Origin of the sequence: Arcicella rosea, from assembly GCF_014204325.1 — a bacterium.
GTDB lineage: Bacteria > Bacteroidota > Bacteroidia > Cytophagales > Spirosomataceae > Arcicella > Arcicella rosea_A.
In genome coordinates this window covers 143,724-162,631 of record NZ_JACHKT010000005.1, presented here as the reverse complement: position 1 = coordinate 162,631, position 18,908 = coordinate 143,724, and the positions used below count along the sequence as shown (strand labels likewise).

The window sequence follows — 18,908 nt, the reverse complement described above, 5'->3', positions numbered from 1 at the left end:
ATTATTTTTGATTGCTATATATGTTTTTGGATACTTTTTTACCGAACTCTACTTCCTTCTTCGCTTTTGAAGTATTAGTATTCAATAATTTAATGCTTTGTGAACGCTCTCCAGTAATTTTCAATAATACATCAGCATTTTCATAACGAATATCGTCAAGACTAATGTTTTTACTGTTCTGTACCTGCATGGTCGTTTTATCTTTTGTAATAAACGTAACGTTTTTTAGTGAAATATTTTCAGCCTCAATACAAAGTAAACCAGCATTCGCTTGCAAAACAGCATTTTCAATAGAGATATTTTTAACACTCATCTCAGGCAAACCTCTTACTTTGATACCCGTTTCTGCTCCCAAACAATTGATATTACTTACATGAAAATCTCTGAATTGAGGCGTTGCTTCGGATAAAGGCTGTGCTTGCATTTCTGGCAATTCATCCGATTCACCATTGATAGCAACGGGGTCTTTTCCAGCATAATACATATCAAACAATACTGCTTCGCCAGTAATTTCTGTCATTTGAATATTATTAACGTAGATTTTTTCTACGATTCCACCTCTTCCTCTTGCCGTTTTAAAACGTAAACCTACATCAGTTCCTAAAAAAGAACAATTAGAAACATACATATTTCTCACTCCGCCAGACATCTCCGAACCAATGACAAAACCACCGTGTGCATGATATACTTTACAATCTTTGATGATAAAATTTTCAGTTGGTACGCCTCTTTTTCTACCTTGTTCATCTCTTCCCGATTTAATCGTTATGCCATCGTCTCCAGTATCGAAAGTACAATTTTCCATGATACCATTTCTACAAGATTCTAAATCAACACCATCGCTATTTTGAGCGTACCAATAGTTTTTCACATCTACATTTCTCATCGTGATGTGGTCGCAAAGTAATGGATGGATTGTCCAAGCGGGTGAATTTTGGAAATGAATTCCTTCTAATAAAATAAACTTGCAAGAAGTAAGACTCAGCATATTTGGACGCAAAAAACCTTTAACATCTTCATAATCTTTTGCCATTTTTCCGTTGATGAGCTTACTTCCATCCGTCATTTTAGCACCTTTTTTTGATTGCTCGTTTGGATACCAAGTATTTTGCTCTTCATCTAAAACCCCGCCAGATTTTATGAGTTTTTTCCATTGAGCATCCGTTTGTTTAACTTTTTTGATGGCTCTCCATACATCTCCACCACCATCAATTACGCCTTCGCCAGTCAAACCAATATCAATCAAACCAACGCCAGAAATCGGTGCTTGGCAACGAAAAGCTTCTTCGCCTTCCCAAGTAGTTGCTATGATTGGGTAATCATCAATATTTCTACTGAATTGTAAGATTGCTCCTTTGGAAACATGTAAATTTACATTTGATTTCAATACTATTGGCCCTGTCAACCACAAGCCACTTGGAATAAAAACAGTCCCTCCACCCGACTCCGCACAAATAGTGATGGCATGATTAATTGCTTTGGTATTTAAAGTAATTCCATTTGATTTAGCGCCATAACGGATGATATTAAACGTATCTTTTTTGAAGAATGGTGTATAATACTTCGGCAATTCAAATTCGTACTTTTCATGAAACTCTGATTTCTTTAAAAAACTCTTCAAGCTAACATTTGCTTCTACGATTCCTTCGGCTACTAAACTAGCCATAACCGAAGCACCATATTTCGAAAAATGAGTATCGTCAGAAACACCTTTTGGAAATTTACCGAAAACACCACCAATATAGTGCATGAATAATTTCTTTGAATCTTCTACGCCATGTTGTTCAATCACTGCTTTACTTTTAGCATGAAGGTCAATCAAGGCTACTCCAAATTCTTTTGCTACAGCTTTTACCACAGCAGGATACTCTCCATGCTGATCGACGAACTGTCCATTACTCTCAAACTTTCTACGCATTACGGGCGTAATCAAAACAGGATTTGCCCCTTTAGCCCTAGTTTCATTGATAAATTTGATCAGGTTATTTCTATAAGTAGTTTGCGGAGCAGCATAACGAGTACTATCGTTAATTTTTTGGTCATTATGTCCAAACTGAATCAAAACCCAATCTCCTTTTTTTAATTGTTGAGTTACAGCCTCCCAACGTTTTTCAGTGATAAAACTCTTAGTACTCCTTCCATTTACAGCATGATTTTGTACTTGTATTTCATTGGTAAAATAATTAGGAAAAATCATTCCCCAACCCGTTTCAGGACTATCGGCTGAAGCTTTATTAGCACAGGTTGAATCTCCAATAAGAAATACTGTTACTTTATCATCAGTGCTTTTGAAAGCCATCAGGATAACACAAAATATGATACCTAATATTTTTTTCATTGTTAATAGAGATTGTTAAGTATGAGTTGTGAATTGTCAGTAATGAATTTTGAGTTGCTGCTACTACAATTTAAAACGCTGACATATAACACTTTAACCCACACAACAAAGTCGTTTATTTTATCATAGACTACTTAAGTAAACTTTCAGGACTTAATGCCATGTTATTTTCTCTCAATCATATAAATAAATATATGACTGAGAGAAAGAAAATATTATCGTAAAGAAGGAATCTCCACAAAGTCCATATCAGTAAATAATTGATTTTCGCCAGCCATCGCCCAAATAAATGAGTAATTTGCCGTGCCACAACCTGAGTGAACCGACCAAGGCGGTGAAATAATCGCTTGATGATTTGAAACAAACAAATGACGAGTTTCCTGAGGTTGACCCATCAAATGCAATACTGCTTGGTTTTGAGGTATATCGAAGTAACAATACACTTCCATTCTACGGTCATGCGTATGTGCTGGCATTGTATTCCAAACACTACCATTTGCCAATACAGTTAAACCCATTACTAATTGACAACTACGAATACCATCTAAATGAATGTATTTATAAATGGTTCTTTCATTAGAAGTAAGATTACTTCCCAAATTCACTGGCGAAGCTTCTTCTTTTTTCATCAACCGTGTTGGATATGCTTGATGTGCTGGAGAAGAAATCAAAAAATATTGAGCTGGATTATTGGCATCAATACTTTCGAATGAAACAGCCTGAACGCCTTTTCCTACATACAAACAATCTAATTTATTAATCAAAAATGCTTCACCATCAGCCGTAATTTTGCCATCGCCACCAACATTGATGATACCTAATTCTCTTCTTTCCAAAAAGTATTCACTTTTCAAAGCATCATAATTTGGTAAACTTACCGCTTCACTAACTGGCATTATTCCGCCAGTAATTACTCTATCGTAATGCGTATAAGTTAAACTTACTTGGTTCGCTTCAAACAATTTTTCGATTAAAAAATTAGCTCTTAAGCTTTCCGTATTCATTCCAGCCACTTCTTTAGGGCTACTCTCGTATCTACTTTGCATAGGATTAAATATAAAATTGAATAATAAGTTTAAAGGGTAACTAACGTCCCATCCAGCCGCCATCTACTACTAAAATCGTTCCGTTCACATAAGCTCCTGCTTCTGAAGCCAAGAAAACTACTGGCCCCATAAAATCTGTAGGTTCGCCCCAACGACCAGCAGGAATACGATCTAAAATTGATTTACTTCTTTCAGGATCTGCTCTTAAAGCGGCAGTATTATCTGTTGCGATATAACCTGGAGCAATTGCATTTACATTAACCCCTTTTGAAGCCCACTCATTTGCCAAAGCTTTTACCACACTACTAATCGCACCTTTTGAAGCTGCATAACTAGGAACGTTAATACCACCTTGGAAACTTAATAAAGAAGCCGTAAAAATAATTTTACCTGAACCTCTAGCTACCATATCACGACCAAATTCACGAGCCAAAATAAACTGAGCATCCAAATTGATTGATAATACTTTATCCCAATATTCATCAGAATGTTCAGCCGCTGGATTTCTCAAAATCATTCCAGCATTGTTAATCAAAATATCAACTTGTGGATGTTTAGACTTTACTTCATTAATAAAAGCATAAAGGGTAGCTCTATCGCTTAAATCTACATTATAACCAGCGAAATTTCTTCCAAAACTTCTCACACCTTTTTCAATTTCACTATTTTCTGGTTCAAGGGTAAGGGCTGCACAGATGATGTCTGCTCCTGCCTCCGCTAAAGCCAATGCCATTCCCATTCCGATACCTCTGTCACAACCAGTAACCAAAGCCACTTTCCCTTCTAAACTAAATAATGATGATAAACTCATAAGTTCTATTTTTTTTAATTATTCCAAGATTTAAAAGATTTGACATAAAATTAGCACTACCAAACCCTGAACAAACCTATGCTTAATAAATACAGCGTTCAAGTAAATATTTGAATATTTTTATGCAAACGTTATCGGGAACGTTCTCAAGAACAAACTTTTTTATACTTATTTAATACAATTTGAGATTTTTGGCAGAATATCATACTTTTAACTATTTTTAAGCCACAAAAAACTCATACTTTTGTAATTGTACAAATCAAAGAACAAAACATTGGAACTGATTACCATCAAAGATATTGCTAAAGCATTAAACTTATCCACTTCTACAGTGTCAAGGGCTTTGCGTGGAAGTTATGAAATAAATCCTGACACCAAAAAACTGGTGATTGAATATGCCGAAAAATACAACTACCGCCCCAACCCTATTGCACTGAGCTTAAAAGAAAATAAAAGTAGGTCTATCGGAGTAATTGTTCCTGAAATTGACAACCCCTTTTTCTCTCAAGTAATTAATGGAATCGAAGCAATTTCATACAATCGTGGTTATCATGTTGTAATTTTTCAAAGTCATGAATCATTTGAAAGAGAAAGTATCAATCTAAAACACATTGCTTCAAGAAGAGTGGATGGCTTGTTGATTTCTTTGGCTGGCGAAACGAACGATGTTTCTCAGCTTAAAGAGCTTCATGAAAAGGGAATGCCCATTGTTTTGTTTGATAGAGTTTCAGATGAAATTAATACCCATAAAGTAATCTCAGACAATTTTGAAGGAGCATTTACTGCTACCGAACACCTTATTCGTGAAGGAAGAAGAAGAATTGCACACATTACAGCTTCGCCTTATTTATCGATTACCAAAGAAAGAGTAAAAGGTTACATTGCTGCCCTCAACAAATATGAAATTCCAGTTGATGAAACCATGATTAAATACTCTAATTATTCTTCGGAAAATATGGAATTAATCATTGATGAACTATTGTCCGAAACTCAACCTCCAGACGGGATTTTAACGGTAAGCGATAGACTGGCTTTAGGTTGTTTAGCGACTTTGAAGGCGAAAAAAATTACTATTCCTGAACAAATTTCAATTGTTGGCTTTACAAATCTCAAGGCTGCCTCTATGTTAGAACCAGCCTTGACGACCGTCGTTCAACCATCTTTGCAGATGGGTCAACGTTCCGCTGAATTATTGTTAGATTTAATTGAGCGAAAAAGTTCAAGTATTCCACCAACTTATCAAACGTTCAAACTTTATACAGAATTGATTATTCGAGAGTCTTCGGTGGTTGGGTAGATTTTTTAGCTTTCGGACATCGGACATCAGTCATCGGTTCTATAAGCAACTAAAGGCTTACACAAATTATAAGAATAGAAATTTTAACAATAACTTGCTCTCTTTTAATTTAGAAATCCGAAATCCGAAATCCGAAATCCGAAATCCGAAATCCGAAATCCGAAATCCGAAATCCGAAATCCGAAATCCGAAATCCGAAATCCGAAATCCTAAATCCGAAATCCTAAATCCGAAATCCTAAATCCTAAATCCGAAATCCGAAATCCGAAATCCTAAACCGTCACCATCGCCTTAATCACTCTTGAGCTTGGATCAAGCCATGATTCAAAAACATCAGGCAACTCCTCAAACGCTGCTTCATGCGTAAGCCAAGCCTGCGTTTGAATCTTCCCTTCTTCCATATTTTTGATAATCATTTTAAAATCAGCAGGAAGTGAATTTCTACTAGCAAAAAGTGTCATTTCCTTTCGATGAAAATCTGGATCAAAGAAAGTAACATCTCCTTGGAATAAACCAACGAAAACTAATTTTCCACCAAAAGCTAAATATGAAAATGCTTTCATCATCGACTGTGGATTACCCGTAGCATCAAAAACCACCGTTGGTAATACTCCATTTAAAGTCGCTTTTAAATCATCAGCAGTGAAACCTTCTTTTGCCAAAACGGAAACATCTGTATCAAATAATTGCTTCGCAAAATCGAGTCTTTGTACATTAAAATCCATCACCACAATTTTAGCACCATGCAATTTTACAAATTGAATAACTGATAAACCAATCGGCCCAGCACCAATCACCAACACAATATCATTTTGACTAACACTTGCTCTTTGTACTGCATGAGCACCAATACCCAAAGTTTCTACTAAAGCCAATTGTTCATATCCCAAAACTTTTGAACGGTGTAATTTATGAGCAGGAATTTTCACGTACTCAGTCATTCCGCCATCAGTATGCACACCCATTACTTTGATGTTTTCACAACAGTTTTGTTTACTATTCAAACAAGCCTGACATTTTCCACAGTTTAGATAAGGTTCTACAGATACTTTATCTCCAATACTTAATTCATTTGTGTCAACAGCTCTTCCTAAAGCAATAACTTCTGCACCTAATTCATGACCTAGTACTCTTGGATACGAAAAAAATGGTTGTTTCCCTCGATAAGCATGATAATCCGTTCCACAAATACCAATTTTATGAATTTTGATAAGTGCTTCATTGTCTAAAAGATTATCATCAAATTCTCTTGAGATTAGCTGAAATTCACCGGGTTGATTTAGAATTATTGTTTTCACTGATTTAATATATTTAATTATGCTTGATTAAAAACTATACCTGAATCATTTGCAAGGACATTAGTTTCTCAACTACGAACTCATTCGTTCGCAGTTGATTTTAACTAAAAATTACAAATAACTATCTGATTAAACCCATAAGGATTTCCTTAATTTTCTTACTAATTTGAATTTTATCTATAAATCATTTTGGTTTAAACTTTTACTTTTGAGCCTTTCCAACCGAAGTAAAAAACCACAAAGAAGCAGAGTAATGGAACTGAATAAGCTACTTGAATACTCATCAAATCTGACATTCTACCCATGATAAGTGGAAATATCGCACCACCAACGATTGACATAATTACTAATGATGAGCCAATTTTTGTTTCTTTCCCCAACGATTGAATACTCAACGAGAAAATAGTTGGAAACATGATTGACATGAAGAACTCTACACCAATCAAAGCATATACAGAAATCATTCCTCCATAAATCACTACTACAGTCAATAAAACAATATTGACTAAAGCGTATATGGCTAGAAGTACATTAGGGCTAATATATTTCATTAAGAAAGTCCCTATGAATCGTCCAACCATAAAACATAATAGCGCAGCCGATAAATAATTTGCTGCTGTTTTTTCATCAATACCAGCCGTTTTCCCTAAATAGCGAATAAAGAAGCTAGAGACACATACTTGTGCTCCTACATAAAAAAATTGTGCTGCAATTCCCCAAATTAAATGCTTATGACGCATAATCGACTGGCTTCCTGACGGCAATTCAATATCATGACCAGCTTCAGTAATTTCAGGCAATTTGCTCTTGTACAATAAAACAGCAACCAATAATACGATAATCCCAATGATTAAATAAGGTAATTTCACCGTTGCTGCCTCGCCATCTAAAAATGCACTCATTTGTTCTGTTGACATCGAAGCTGTCTCAGCACTCGTTAAAGTATTACCAGATAAAATAAAAAGTCCCCCCAATAACGGAGCAATCGTAGCTGCTAAACCGTTGAAAGATTGAGCAAGGTTCAACCTTTGAGCTGCCCCTTCTGGTTCACCAAGCACAGTCATGTAAGGATTTGCCGCTGTTTCTAAAAATGTCAACCCACTAGCAATTACGAATAAAGCTGTCAAGAAGAGTCCAAAAACTCTTGTATTAGCAGCAGGAATAAACAAGAATGCACCGATAGCAAATAAAAGTAAGCCCGCAATGATACCAGTTTTATAACCATATCGTTTCATTACCATACCTGCTGGAATAGCCATGATAAAATAAGCAATAAAAAAAGAGCCATCAATTAATGAAGATTGGAAATCTGATAACTGACAAGCTTTTTTAAGATGTGGAATTAGAATTGGATTCAAATTATGTGCAAATCCCCAAAGGAAAAACAAGGTAGTCAATAAAATAAAAGGTACTAAATATCTGTTTTTCATAAATAAATATTTTAATAGTTTAAGATTAATACATGCCTAATTGCTACTAACAAGAAGAAAAAACCATAAACTACTCTTCAATTTTTATATTAATTTGACAATACAAAGAAAAAACATTTACAAACATATACCATTCACGTTATTATCAAAGATTTATGGTATTTTAGCATGATTCTTTCAGCTTGAATCTATTTAGCAGATTTTTTGTACAAAAAACAAGAAATTAGCTCACGAATAATAGGTCAAAGCATAAAACCAATAGGTCAAAAAAAAGCTCACGGCTCAAAGCTACAAGCTCTTAGCTTAAATTAAAGATATGTTTTCATTTTTTAAAAAATCATCAGATAATCCTAAAGTCACAGATTTTTCATTTATTGGTACGGATATTCATTCCCATCTCATTCCGGGAATTGATGATGGCTGTACAAATATTGAGAACTCAATTATTTGTATTCAAAAATTAAAGGAATTAGGCTTCTCCAAAATTATTACTACGCCACATATCATGGCTGAAGTATATCCAAATACGCCTAAAATCATTCAAGAAGGATTAAAAACCTTGAAAGAAGCACTCGTAGAGGCAAATATTGACATTGATATTGATGTAGCAGCAGAATATAAAATAGATGAGCAATTTACAGAATTATTAGAAAGCGATAATTTATTAACCTTCGGAGATAAATATATTCTAGTAGAATTTTCCTTTGTGGCAGCACCCATCAATTTAGAAACGACCATTTTCAATTTACGTACAAAAGGGTATCGCCCAATCATTGCACATCCTGAAAGGTACTTATACTTGAGTGAGAACCTTAGTAAATTTGAAGAATTAAAGGCATTGGGCTGTCATTTACAATTAAACTTAATGTCTTTAGTAAATCAATATGGAGGCAAAGCCAATGAAGTAGCCAATAAATTACTGGATATGAATGTTTATGATTTTTTTGGAACAGATTTACACAGACCAGAAGATTTGCGAATATTAAACAAAGTATTACAATCCAAAAGTATTCTCAGTAAAATATCAAAATTGAAGCATTTGAATCAAAAAGTATAAAATAAAAAAAGGCTTGAGAGTTTAGTTCTCAAGCCTTTTATATTAATATGCCATATCTTCTCCTCTAAACATATTATAAACTGTCATTATCACAATTTTAAAGTCAAGCCAAGGCGTCCAGTTTTCGATGTACCAAATATCAAATACAACTCTTTTTCTCATCAAACTGAAATCTTTTGTTTCCCCTCTCAAACCATTGACTTGCGCCCAGCCAGTTACTCCAGGTTTTACCCAGTTACGTAATGCGTAGTTATTAATCAATGCCTGACTTTCGATATTATGTTGTACAGCGTGTGGTCTAGGCCCAACAACAGACATTGAACCACCTATTACATTTAAAAACTGAGGAAGTTCATCTAAATTAGTTTTTCTCAAAAATCTACCAATTTTAGTAATCCTTGGGTCATTTTCAGTAGTTTGTTGAAATTTACCATCAACTATTACTTTACTCTCGCTATACATAGTCCTAAACTTCAAACAACGAATGATTTCTCTATTTCTTCCCCATCTTTCCTGAATAAAGAAAATACTTCCTTTTGATTCAAGTCTAATCAATATAGCAATTATTGGAAAAAGCCACGAAAAAATAAATATAGAAAGCACTAAGCTAAAACCTAAATCAATCGTTCTTTTAATAAGTCTCCAATGCAATTGATTCAAAGGCTCATCTCTTACCGTAATCATCGGGAAATTACCAAACATCCCCATTTTAAATTTATTTGAGCTAAACCTAAAGTAATCAGGAATGATTCTAGTTCTAATGGCATTTCGTTCTCCAGCGGCTATAATCTTATCTAATTGTTGTTTATTGAACTGCGGCATCGCAACTACAATTTCATCAATACCATTCTCAACAATAATTTTATCAACCTCCTCAAAATTACCTTTATACAAACCATTGAGGTAAACAGACTTTGTTTCATCAATAAAACCTACAGGATTATAGCCAAATTGCGTATTGTTCTTTACAAAATCAAAAAACGAAATCCCCATTTCTGAACTACCAACAATTAGCAAATTTCTAGTATTTCTACCTTTCTTTCTGAGAAATTGGAAAAACCTTTTTAATAAATATTTTTTGATTGCCAAAAACAAAAAAAGCATTCCGCAATATTCACCAACAAACGTACGGGCATTGTCTCTATCATTAAGAAAAAACAAAAAGAGGATAAGCACTAATGCTTGGATAGCAATTACTGGTACTAATAGTAGAAATTCATCTATAAACTTAAGCGTTCTAAAATCATCATATACATGAATAATTTTACTAGAAAAGTACCAAACTATTACTAAAAGCACAAAAACCTCTCTATCATGAACAAAATTATTACGATTACTAACTACTGAAGTCAAGTAAAAAGAAAGTGACAACACTAAAATATCAGTGAGTAATCGTAAATAATAATGTTCTCTTCCAAAGTAGTCTTTCATCATAAATTTATATTTAATGTGCTATTGATTGAGTTCTCTTAAAGCAAATTTACAATCTATGTTGGATAGTCCCAAAAAAATCTATTAAACGGTATATTAATAAGCATTTTACAGTTGATAAAAATTACCCAAAAGCATCTCTACAAAACATATCATTTTATAAACAACTGATAAACAGTAAATTAAATAGATAACTTTTCTTGCATTCTACTTTACATTGTAAAAAAAATATTTGCAAAATAAACACAATAAAAATTAAAATATTACAATATTTTATCAAAAACAGAAAAAGCAATGCACTATTTATGTTGCATTGCTTTCTGAGTTAATAAAAACTTGGATTCTTTATAAATCAATATGCCATTTCTTCTCCCTTAATTACATTATAGACTGTCATGAATATAATTTTAAAGTCTAATCCTAAAGACCAATTTTCGATGTACCAAATATCATATTTTACTCTTTGTTCCATCTGTTCAATAGTTCTAGTTTCCCCTCTATATCCATTTACTTGAGCCCATCCTGTGATTCCTGGCTTAATCCAATGTCTTACCAAATAGCTATCTACCTCATCTTTGGTTCTAATATTATGCTCATGTGCATGTGGTCTTGGGCCAACTATTGACATATCACCTAATAAAACATTGATAAACTGAGGCAATTCATCTAAGCTTGATGACCTCAAAAACTGACCTAACTTTGTAATTCTTGGATCATTCATTTGAGCTTGATTAAATGTACCTTTTTCAGTAACATCATTACTTTCAGGTTTCATCGACCTAAACTTGAAACATTTGAATTTCTTATTATCCTTTCCCCAACGATACTGTCTGAAAAATACTGGACCTTTAGAATCCAATTTAATTAAAATCGCTACAATCGGGAATAACCATGAAAAAATAAATACAAAGACAAATAATGAGAATACAATGTCAAAAACTCTTTTTACTAATCTCCAATGATATTCCTGTAAAGGCTCGCTTCTAAAAGTAATTAGCGGATAGTTTCCAAAAAACTTGAATTGCAATCTACTTGGGTAATAAGTAATATAATTCGGAACAATTTTAGTTCTGATGGCTCTTTTCTCGGATAATACAAATATCTTTTGCATTAAATGATTAGAGATTTCTTCAGTAGTGATAATGATTTCATCAATTTTATAATCCTCATTCATGTTGAGAAATTTTTGTAAATCACCTAAATATGTATTTCCACCAAAATCATAGCCTTCTTCCTCTTTAGCGATAATACCAATTACTTTAAATCCATAGTGAGGATTATCTTGAATTTGTGATATTAGATTAGATGTAATTTCATTATAACCAACAAAAACAACATTTTTGATATTACGACCTTTTTGACGGTACCTTAATAGTATTTTTTTAATAATGTAGTTTTTAATAATTAAAACTATTAATAGTATTAGAATATAAACAAAAACAAATCTACGAGTATATTCATGTCTATTCAAAATGAATAAGACTTGTCCTGCAATGATAGACTGCACTAATACATTCTGAAAAATCAATAACAATTCTCCAATATACCTTTCCGTTCTAAAATCATCATAAGTACTAGAGATTTTAGTAGAAAAATACCACCCTATCAGTAATAATAATAATAATATACTATCACTTTTTTCAAATTCAGGTTTGGTGATAAATGAAGAAAATGTAAAAACACATGCAATAGCTATGATATCAGACAACAACCTGAAATAGCTCACTTTACTTATACTTTGAGGCATAATAGATTATATTTTTGGTGATGTTAGCAAATTATGAATGTCGAATGACAATAATTGGATTTAATTTTCAAGCCTAAAACAAAAAACAATTACTTCTTAGAATATTTACAAAACAACTTAAATAACTACCGTTTAATAAATTGATGACTTATTTCAACTAAATTTAGCTTAAATAATCGTAAATTTGAATACAATTTAGTTTTGTTTATCATTTACATATCTTAAACCTCCTTTACATTATGAGCAATGAATCAAAATACACACTTCAAATATGGGGAAGAATTACTTTAATCATCCTTTTGGCAGCACTGACTTATTTTATTAATTTTTAAAGAATAAAATAAGTATTAAAAAAGCCACCATCTTTAAAGATTGGTGGCTTTTTATTCATCTTTTGGTTTTATCAAAGAATAGATTATAAATTCTCTTTTTAAAATCCTATTCGCCAATCTTATTTAGAATCCGAGTTCTTTTATACAAATAGCTAAACTATCTCTCCAATAAGGAATTTGAATACCTAATAAACTCTTAATCTTACTTTTATCCATTACAGAATAAAGAGGCCTCGTTGCTTTTGTAGGATACTCGGAAGTCTTTAGAGGCTTTACTTTAACTGAGTAATTAGAAAATTCAAAAATTGCCTTAGCAAAGTCATACCAAGAAGTTACACCTTCATTACTATAATGATATAAACCATAAGCATCACTTTTAGAAGTAATTATTTCCAAAATACAGCCTGCTAAATCAACTGCATAAGTTGGAGAACCTACTTGATCAATAATCACCCCTAGCTCCTCTCTTTCTTTACCTAATCTTAACATCGTTTTAACGAAATTATTTGCAAACTCAGAATATAACCAACTAGTTCTTAATGTAAAATATTGACTAGTTATCTGTGATATACCTTGCTCTCCTTCTAATTTTGTTAAGCCATATACGTTGATGGGCTCAGCAATATCTTCCTCATTCAATGCTTTGGCTAGCTTTCCTTCAAATACAAAATCTGTTGAAATATGAATTAAAGTTGTATTATGCTTAACACAAACTTTAGCAATATTTTCAGCACCAGTTTTATTTATTAAACGTGATAAATCAACCTCATCCTCAGCCTTATCTACAGCAGTATAGGCAGCACAATTAATAGCATATTGAGGTTGATATTGTTCAAATAAACTATTTAACAATTGAACATCAAGTATATTTCCTTGAATCTCATCTAAATAGATTAATCCATCTATTCCTTTGCTATCTGCTACTTTTTTTAGGCACTGACCTAACTGACCAACACCTCCAAAAACTAAAATATTCATACAATCATTAAGTTTATTAGTAAGACATGAATAATTATTATTATTAAATCTTATCGAAAATTAAAACAACTGAGTTCTAATGCATCCATAGATTATTTGGAATTAAACAACTTAATATCAGCTTGCATCATATCTTTTACCAAAGCGGCTAAATCATATATAGGTTGCCATCCTAATTTTGTTTTAGATTTTGTAGGATCACCAATTAATAAATCCACCTCTGTTGGGCGAAAATACCTTTCATCAACTTCAACAACTTTTTTCCCCAGTTCAACCTGATACAGTGGATTTCCACAAGCCCTTACAACTCCAATTTCATTAACCCCCTCACCTTCAAAATCAATTTCAATCGCTAGTTCTGCAAATGCCATCCTTACAAATTCACGCACTTTTGTTGTTACACCAGTAGCAATCACAAAATCCTCTGGAGTATCTTGTTGTAAAATTAGCCACATGGCTTCCACATAATCTTTTGCATGCCCCCAATCTCTTTGAGCATCCAAATTCCCTAAGTATAGTTTATCTTGAAGCCCTAAAGCTATTTGAGATACCCCTCTAGTGATTTTTCTTGTAACAAAAGTCTCTCCCCTCAATGGAGATTCATGATTAAACAATATTCCATTCACAGCAAACATATTGTAGGCCTCTCTGTAATTTACGGTAATCCAATAAGCATACATTTTTGCGACTGCATACGGCGATCGAGGATAAAATGGAGTGGACTCGGACTGAGGAACCTCTTGCACTAAACCGTACAGTTCTGATGTTGAGGCTTGATAAATTTTGGTTTTTTGGGTCAATCCTAACAAGCGTACCGCCTCAAGAATTCTCAATGTGCCAATACCATCAACTTGTGCCGTATATTCTGGTTCATCAAAGGACACTTTCACATGAGACATTGCTCCCAAATTATAAATCTCATCGGGTTGAACCTCCTGAATAATCCGAATTATATTAGTTGAATCGGATAAATCTCCATAATGCATCACAAAACGAACGCCATCCTCATGCAAATCCTCATATAAATGGTCAATTCTAGCTGTGTTAATTAAAGAACTCCGTCTTTTTATACCATGAACTATGTACCCCTTCGACAATAATAACTCCGCTAAATAAGCACCATCTTGACCAGTAACGCCTGTAATAAGGGCTTTTTTCATATAACTTTAATTAATTTTACTGAAATCAATCAGCATTTTAGTATTAAAAATTGATTAAACAATTTAGGGCTTTACCTACTCAACAACCAAACGCAGGATAGAAAAGGCTTCCTATTGCTAAAACGCTAATTTAGATAATATAATTAATCTAAGCAAAACTATTTAAAGGCATATTCAAAATTGAATTATTCTAATCCACAACTTATTCAGTACTTACTAGCAAAAAAATACTCTATTACTTAAAGTAAGATTCAAATGTGGGCAATATCAAATCTTTATCAGATATATTTGGATTTTCAACTGGCCACTCAATTTTCAGTACTGGGTCATTCCAAATGATTCCTCCTTCTGATGCTTTATTGTAGCCTGCCGTACATTTATAAGAGAAAATGCTATCCTCCAAAGCTAAAAAACCATGAGCAAAACCTACTGGAATATAAACCATTTTATTAGACTTTCCATCTAACTCAAAAAACTCCCATTTTCCAAAAGTTGGAGAATCAGGTCTAATATCTACTGCTACATCTAGCACTCTTCCTGTAATTACTCTAACAAGTTTCCCCTGGGCAAATTCTCCTTGTTGAAAATGTAAGCCTCTTAAAACACCTTTTACAGAAAAAGACTGATTGTCTTGTACAAACTCTGACGGCAAACCTTGTTTAGCCCATGTAATACTGTTGAATGATTCAAAAAACACCCCTCTAGCATCTCCAAATACTGGTGGTTCTATAATGAGTACATCCTTTAAACTAGCTTCAGTAACTTTCATTGAATTAATTTAGTGTGTTTGGTTATAAAATGATTATCTTTTTAATCTAACAAACCTAGTAAATACTTACCATAACCACTTTTAACCAGTGGTTCTGCTATTTTCTTGAGTTGTTCTTTATCAATGAATCCCATTCTGTAAGCTACTTCTTCAATACAACCTACTTTTAATCCTTGTCTTTCTTCAATCACTTGCACAAATTGTCCTGCTTGCATAAGGGATTCAAAAGTACCAGTATCTAACCAAGCTGTTCCTCTGTTCAATACACCCACTTTCAATTTCCCTTGTTTCAAGTACTCTTTGTTTACATCCGTAATTTCATATTCTCCTCTTGGTGAAGGTGCTATGTTTTTTGCGATTTCAACCACTGAGTTATCATAAAAATACAAACCTGGAACTGCATAATTTGATTTTGGTTTCAAAGGCTTTTCTTCAATCGAAAGTACATTAAAATCATCATCAAATTCTACTACTCCATATCTTTCTGGGTCATGGACTTGGTAAGCATACACTACGCCACCTTCTGGGTCGTTGTTGGCTTGAAGTAATTTACTTAATCCACTTCCGTAGAAAATATTATCACCTAAAACCAACGCTACTTTATCATCACCAATAAATTCTTCTCCAATTACAAAAGCCTGAGCTAATCCATTTGGTAAAGGTTGTTCTGCATATTCAAATCTACAACCGATTTGCGAACCATCTCCCAAAAGCTTTTTGAAATGTGGTAAATCGTGTGGAGTTGAAATAATTAAGATTTCTTTAATACCCGCCAACATCAGAATTGAAAGTGGATAGTAAATCATCGGTTTATCGTAAACAGGCATTAATTGTTTACTTACTGCCAAGGTTAATGGATGAAGACGAGTCCCCGAACCGCCTGCTAAAATAATTCCTTTCATTTCTTATAGCTTTAGGCTGTAGGCGATAGGCTACAGGCAATTTCATAAAATGCTTATTGCTTGTAGCCTATTGCTTAAAGCAATTTAAGAGTACATTTTTTTATAATATTCCTGATAATTTCCAGAAGTAACATTATCAAGCCATTCTTGGTTGTTCAAAAACCAATCTACTGTTTTCTCAAGCCCTTCTTCAAATTGTAAAGATGGTTTCCAGCCTAATTCGTTCATGATTTTTGTAGCGTCGATAGCGTATCTCAAATCATGTCCAGCACGGTCAGTTACATAAGTGATTAGTTGTTCCGAAGTTCCTTCTGGTCTTCCAAGTTTGCTGTCCATCGTTTTACAAACTAATTTAACGATGTCTATATTTTTCCATTCGTTAAATCCACCGATATTGTAGGTTTCATTTAAAACACCATGATGGAAAACAGTATCAATGGCTCTAGCATGGTCAACCACAAATAGCCAATCTCTTACATTTTCACCTTTTCCATAAACAGGAAGCGGTTTATTGTTCAAGATGTTGTGAATCATTAAAGGCAATAATTTCTCAGGGAAATGATTCGGACCATAATTGTTAGAACAGTTTGTGATTACTACAGGCAATTTGTAAGTATTACCATAAGCTCTTACAAAGTGGTCGGAAGAAGCCTTTGAAGCAGAATAAGGAGAACGAGGATCGTATGGAGTTGTTTCTGTAAAGAAATCTTCTGGATTATGTAATTCTCCATAAACCTCATCCGTAGAAACATGATAAAAACGCTTACCTTCATAACCAGATGCCTTCCAAGTATTTTTAGCAGCGTTCAACAAATTACAAGTACCTACAACATTGGTCATCACAAAAGCCATCGGATCAGTAATTGACCTATCCACGTGAGATTCAGCGGCTAAGTGAATAACCCCATCAAACTGATGTTCAGCAAATAAAGCGTCAATAAAACTAGCATCAACAATATCACCTTTTACAAAAGTATAATTAGGTTGATTTTCAATGTCTCTCAAATTCTCCAAATTACCAGCATAAGTCAATTTATCCAAATTGAAAATTTGATAATCGAGATACTTTGTAACAAATAGTCTGACAACATGCGAGCCAATGAATCCTGCTCCGCCCGTGATTAATAGTTTCTTCATAAATTAAATTTGTGTTAAAATTAGACTTTATCCAATAGATTTATATCACAATAAATCTATTGTTATTTGCCAATGGAATAAATTTGTTTAAAATGATTTAAATATTGTTCAACGATGAGATTCCATGTATAAATCTCTTTAATTTTATTAAAATTAGCCTCTACCTTTACTTGCTGATTTGACTTTTCTTCCGTCTCTAAAATAAAACTTACCTCTTTAGCATTTGAAAAATAGAAAGCATCATTCTCTAAGATAGTAGAGTTAAACTTATTTCTATTAGCACATATTAAGGCACTTGAGGCCATTGCTTCCAATAAAGAAGGATTTGTTCCTCCGACAGAATGACCATGAAAATAAATATTTGAATAGTGCCGAAGATTGTTCAAAACATTAATATCATAAATACCACCAATAAATTTGATATGTTCACTTGATTGAAATTTACTTTTTAAATATTCTCCAAATTTAGTTTGATGTTTACCAATTACTAAAAAAGTCCTTTTGGTTTTTGCATTAACAACACCATCTAATATTGTTTCAATATTATTTTCGGGTTCAAGTCGAGCAATCAACATATCATATTGATATGGTTGTACTTGGTAAGCGACTAAATCTTTATCATCAGGGTTTTCAAAAACAAAAGCACCATAAGGTATATAAACAGAATCAAGCTTGTATTTTTGATTAAGATACTCCTGAATACCTATAGAATCTGAAATCCAATGGTCACTAAATTTAGTTCCCAAATATTCTGCAAATTCCAAAAAACGTTGAACTGGTTTAGAATATTTACTACGTATCCATTCTAAGCCATCCATATTGGTAGTTATAATACTTTTAGAAGGTAATAACCATCCCCAAATCGTACTACTGGTATATCCTAATTGAAGAATAATATCAAAATTTCTTTTCCTTGAATCAAGAATACAATTTAAATCATAAATAAATTGTCCAGCTGTTCCATACTTATCCTCTGGGTCGTAACAGTGAATAATTTCAACATCTCTCCAAACCTTTTCTTGATAAGGATGATTGTGACTATTGTAAACTGAGACTTCAATCCCTCTTTGAACTAAACCATCTGCTAAGTATTCTGCAAATTGTTCAAAACCTCCATAGTTATTTGGGATTCCTCTTGTACCTAGTATAGCTATTTTCATAAAATATAAATTGTA

The 18,908-nt window shown here is 33.2% G+C and carries 15 protein-coding genes; 2 read left to right on the top strand and 13 right to left on the bottom strand.

Annotated features, from left to right (window positions below; genetic code table 11):
* Position 1 precedes the first annotated feature (1 nt).
* From HNP25_RS05340 to HNP25_RS05330, 3 genes are all read right to left on the bottom strand, one after another.
* Positions 2 to 2,338: a glycosyl hydrolase family 28 protein gene (locus HNP25_RS05340; RefSeq protein WP_184131443.1), complete on the bottom strand. Its 2,337-nt coding sequence runs from the start codon at positions 2,336 to 2,338 to the stop codon at positions 2 to 4.
* 215 nt (positions 2,339 to 2,553) lie between these two features.
* Positions 2,554 to 3,384 carry a 5-dehydro-4-deoxy-D-glucuronate isomerase gene (kduI, locus tag HNP25_RS05335; RefSeq protein ID WP_184131441.1) on the bottom strand — a complete coding sequence of 277 codons (831 nt, stop codon included), beginning with the start codon at positions 3,382 to 3,384 and terminating at the stop codon, positions 2,554 to 2,556.
* 40 nt (positions 3,385 to 3,424) lie between these two features.
* The gene (locus tag HNP25_RS05330) at positions 3,425 to 4,195 is read right to left on the bottom strand and encodes an SDR family oxidoreductase (protein WP_184131439.1); all 771 of its coding nucleotides are present in this window, start codon (positions 4,193 to 4,195) and stop codon (positions 3,425 to 3,427) included.
* A gap of 274 nt (positions 4,196 to 4,469) precedes the next feature.
* Here HNP25_RS05330 and HNP25_RS05325 point away from each other — a divergent pair, with 274 nt between their 5' ends.
* On the top strand, positions 4,470 to 5,492 hold the full coding sequence (locus HNP25_RS05325; protein WP_184131437.1) for a LacI family DNA-binding transcriptional regulator: 1,023 nt from the start codon (positions 4,470 to 4,472) through the stop codon (positions 5,490 to 5,492).
* A gap of 272 nt (positions 5,493 to 5,764) precedes the next feature.
* Here the strand turns inward: HNP25_RS05325 and HNP25_RS21800 are convergent, their stop codons facing one another.
* On the bottom strand, positions 5,765 to 6,790 hold the full coding sequence (locus tag HNP25_RS21800; RefSeq protein WP_184131434.1) for a zinc-binding alcohol dehydrogenase family protein: 1,026 nt from the start codon (positions 6,788 to 6,790) through the stop codon (positions 5,765 to 5,767).
* Positions 6,791 to 6,984: 194 nt separating this feature from the next.
* A complete protein-coding gene (gene fucP / locus HNP25_RS05315) occupies positions 6,985 to 8,220 on the bottom strand; it encodes an L-fucose:H+ symporter permease (protein ID WP_184131431.1) in 1,236 nt (411 codons plus the stop codon).
* A 316-nt stretch (positions 8,221 to 8,536) separates the two neighbouring features.
* On the opposite strand from fucP, the gene HNP25_RS05310 reads away from it, so the two are divergent.
* Positions 8,537 to 9,277, top strand: a complete 741-nt coding sequence (locus tag HNP25_RS05310) for a tyrosine-protein phosphatase (RefSeq protein WP_184131428.1) — start codon at positions 8,537 to 8,539, stop codon at positions 9,275 to 9,277.
* A 42-nt stretch (positions 9,278 to 9,319) separates the two neighbouring features.
* Here HNP25_RS05310 and HNP25_RS05305 read toward each other — a convergent pair whose 3' ends face one another.
* The 8 genes from HNP25_RS05305 to HNP25_RS05270 all read right to left on the bottom strand — a co-directional run bounded on the left by HNP25_RS05305 (position 9,320) and on the right by HNP25_RS05270 (position 18,893).
* Positions 9,320 to 10,711, bottom strand: coding sequence for an undecaprenyl-phosphate glucose phosphotransferase (locus HNP25_RS05305; RefSeq protein ID WP_184131425.1), 1,392 nt, complete (start codon positions 10,709 to 10,711; stop codon positions 9,320 to 9,322).
* Positions 10,712 to 11,060: 349 nt separating this feature from the next.
* The gene (locus HNP25_RS05300) at positions 11,061 to 12,416 is read right to left on the bottom strand and encodes an undecaprenyl-phosphate glucose phosphotransferase (RefSeq protein ID WP_184131410.1); all 1,356 of its coding nucleotides are present in this window, start codon (positions 12,414 to 12,416) and stop codon (positions 11,061 to 11,063) included.
* 494 nt (positions 12,417 to 12,910) lie between these two features.
* Positions 12,911 to 13,765, bottom strand: coding sequence for a dTDP-4-dehydrorhamnose reductase (rfbD, locus tag HNP25_RS05295; protein WP_184131395.1), 855 nt, complete (start codon positions 13,763 to 13,765; stop codon positions 12,911 to 12,913).
* Positions 13,766 to 13,857: 92 nt separating this feature from the next.
* Entirely contained in the window at positions 13,858 to 14,925 is a 1,068-nt protein-coding gene (gmd, locus tag HNP25_RS05290) for a GDP-mannose 4,6-dehydratase (RefSeq protein ID WP_184131392.1), read from the bottom strand.
* Positions 14,926 to 15,160: 235 nt separating this feature from the next.
* Positions 15,161 to 15,694, bottom strand: coding sequence for a dTDP-4-dehydrorhamnose 3,5-epimerase (gene rfbC, locus HNP25_RS05285; protein ID WP_184131389.1), 534 nt, complete (start codon positions 15,692 to 15,694; stop codon positions 15,161 to 15,163).
* 41 nt (positions 15,695 to 15,735) lie between these two features.
* On the bottom strand, positions 15,736 to 16,596 hold the full coding sequence (rfbA, locus tag HNP25_RS05280) for a glucose-1-phosphate thymidylyltransferase RfbA (RefSeq protein ID WP_184131386.1): 861 nt from the start codon (positions 16,594 to 16,596) through the stop codon (positions 15,736 to 15,738).
* Positions 16,597 to 16,680: 84 nt separating this feature from the next.
* Entirely contained in the window at positions 16,681 to 17,733 is a 1,053-nt protein-coding gene (rfbB, locus tag HNP25_RS05275) for a dTDP-glucose 4,6-dehydratase (protein ID WP_184131383.1), read from the bottom strand.
* 62 nt (positions 17,734 to 17,795) lie between these two features.
* Positions 17,796 to 18,893, bottom strand: a complete 1,098-nt coding sequence (locus tag HNP25_RS05270; RefSeq protein WP_184131380.1) for a DUF1972 domain-containing protein — start codon at positions 18,891 to 18,893, stop codon at positions 17,796 to 17,798.
* Positions 18,894 to 18,908: the final 15 nt, after the last annotated feature.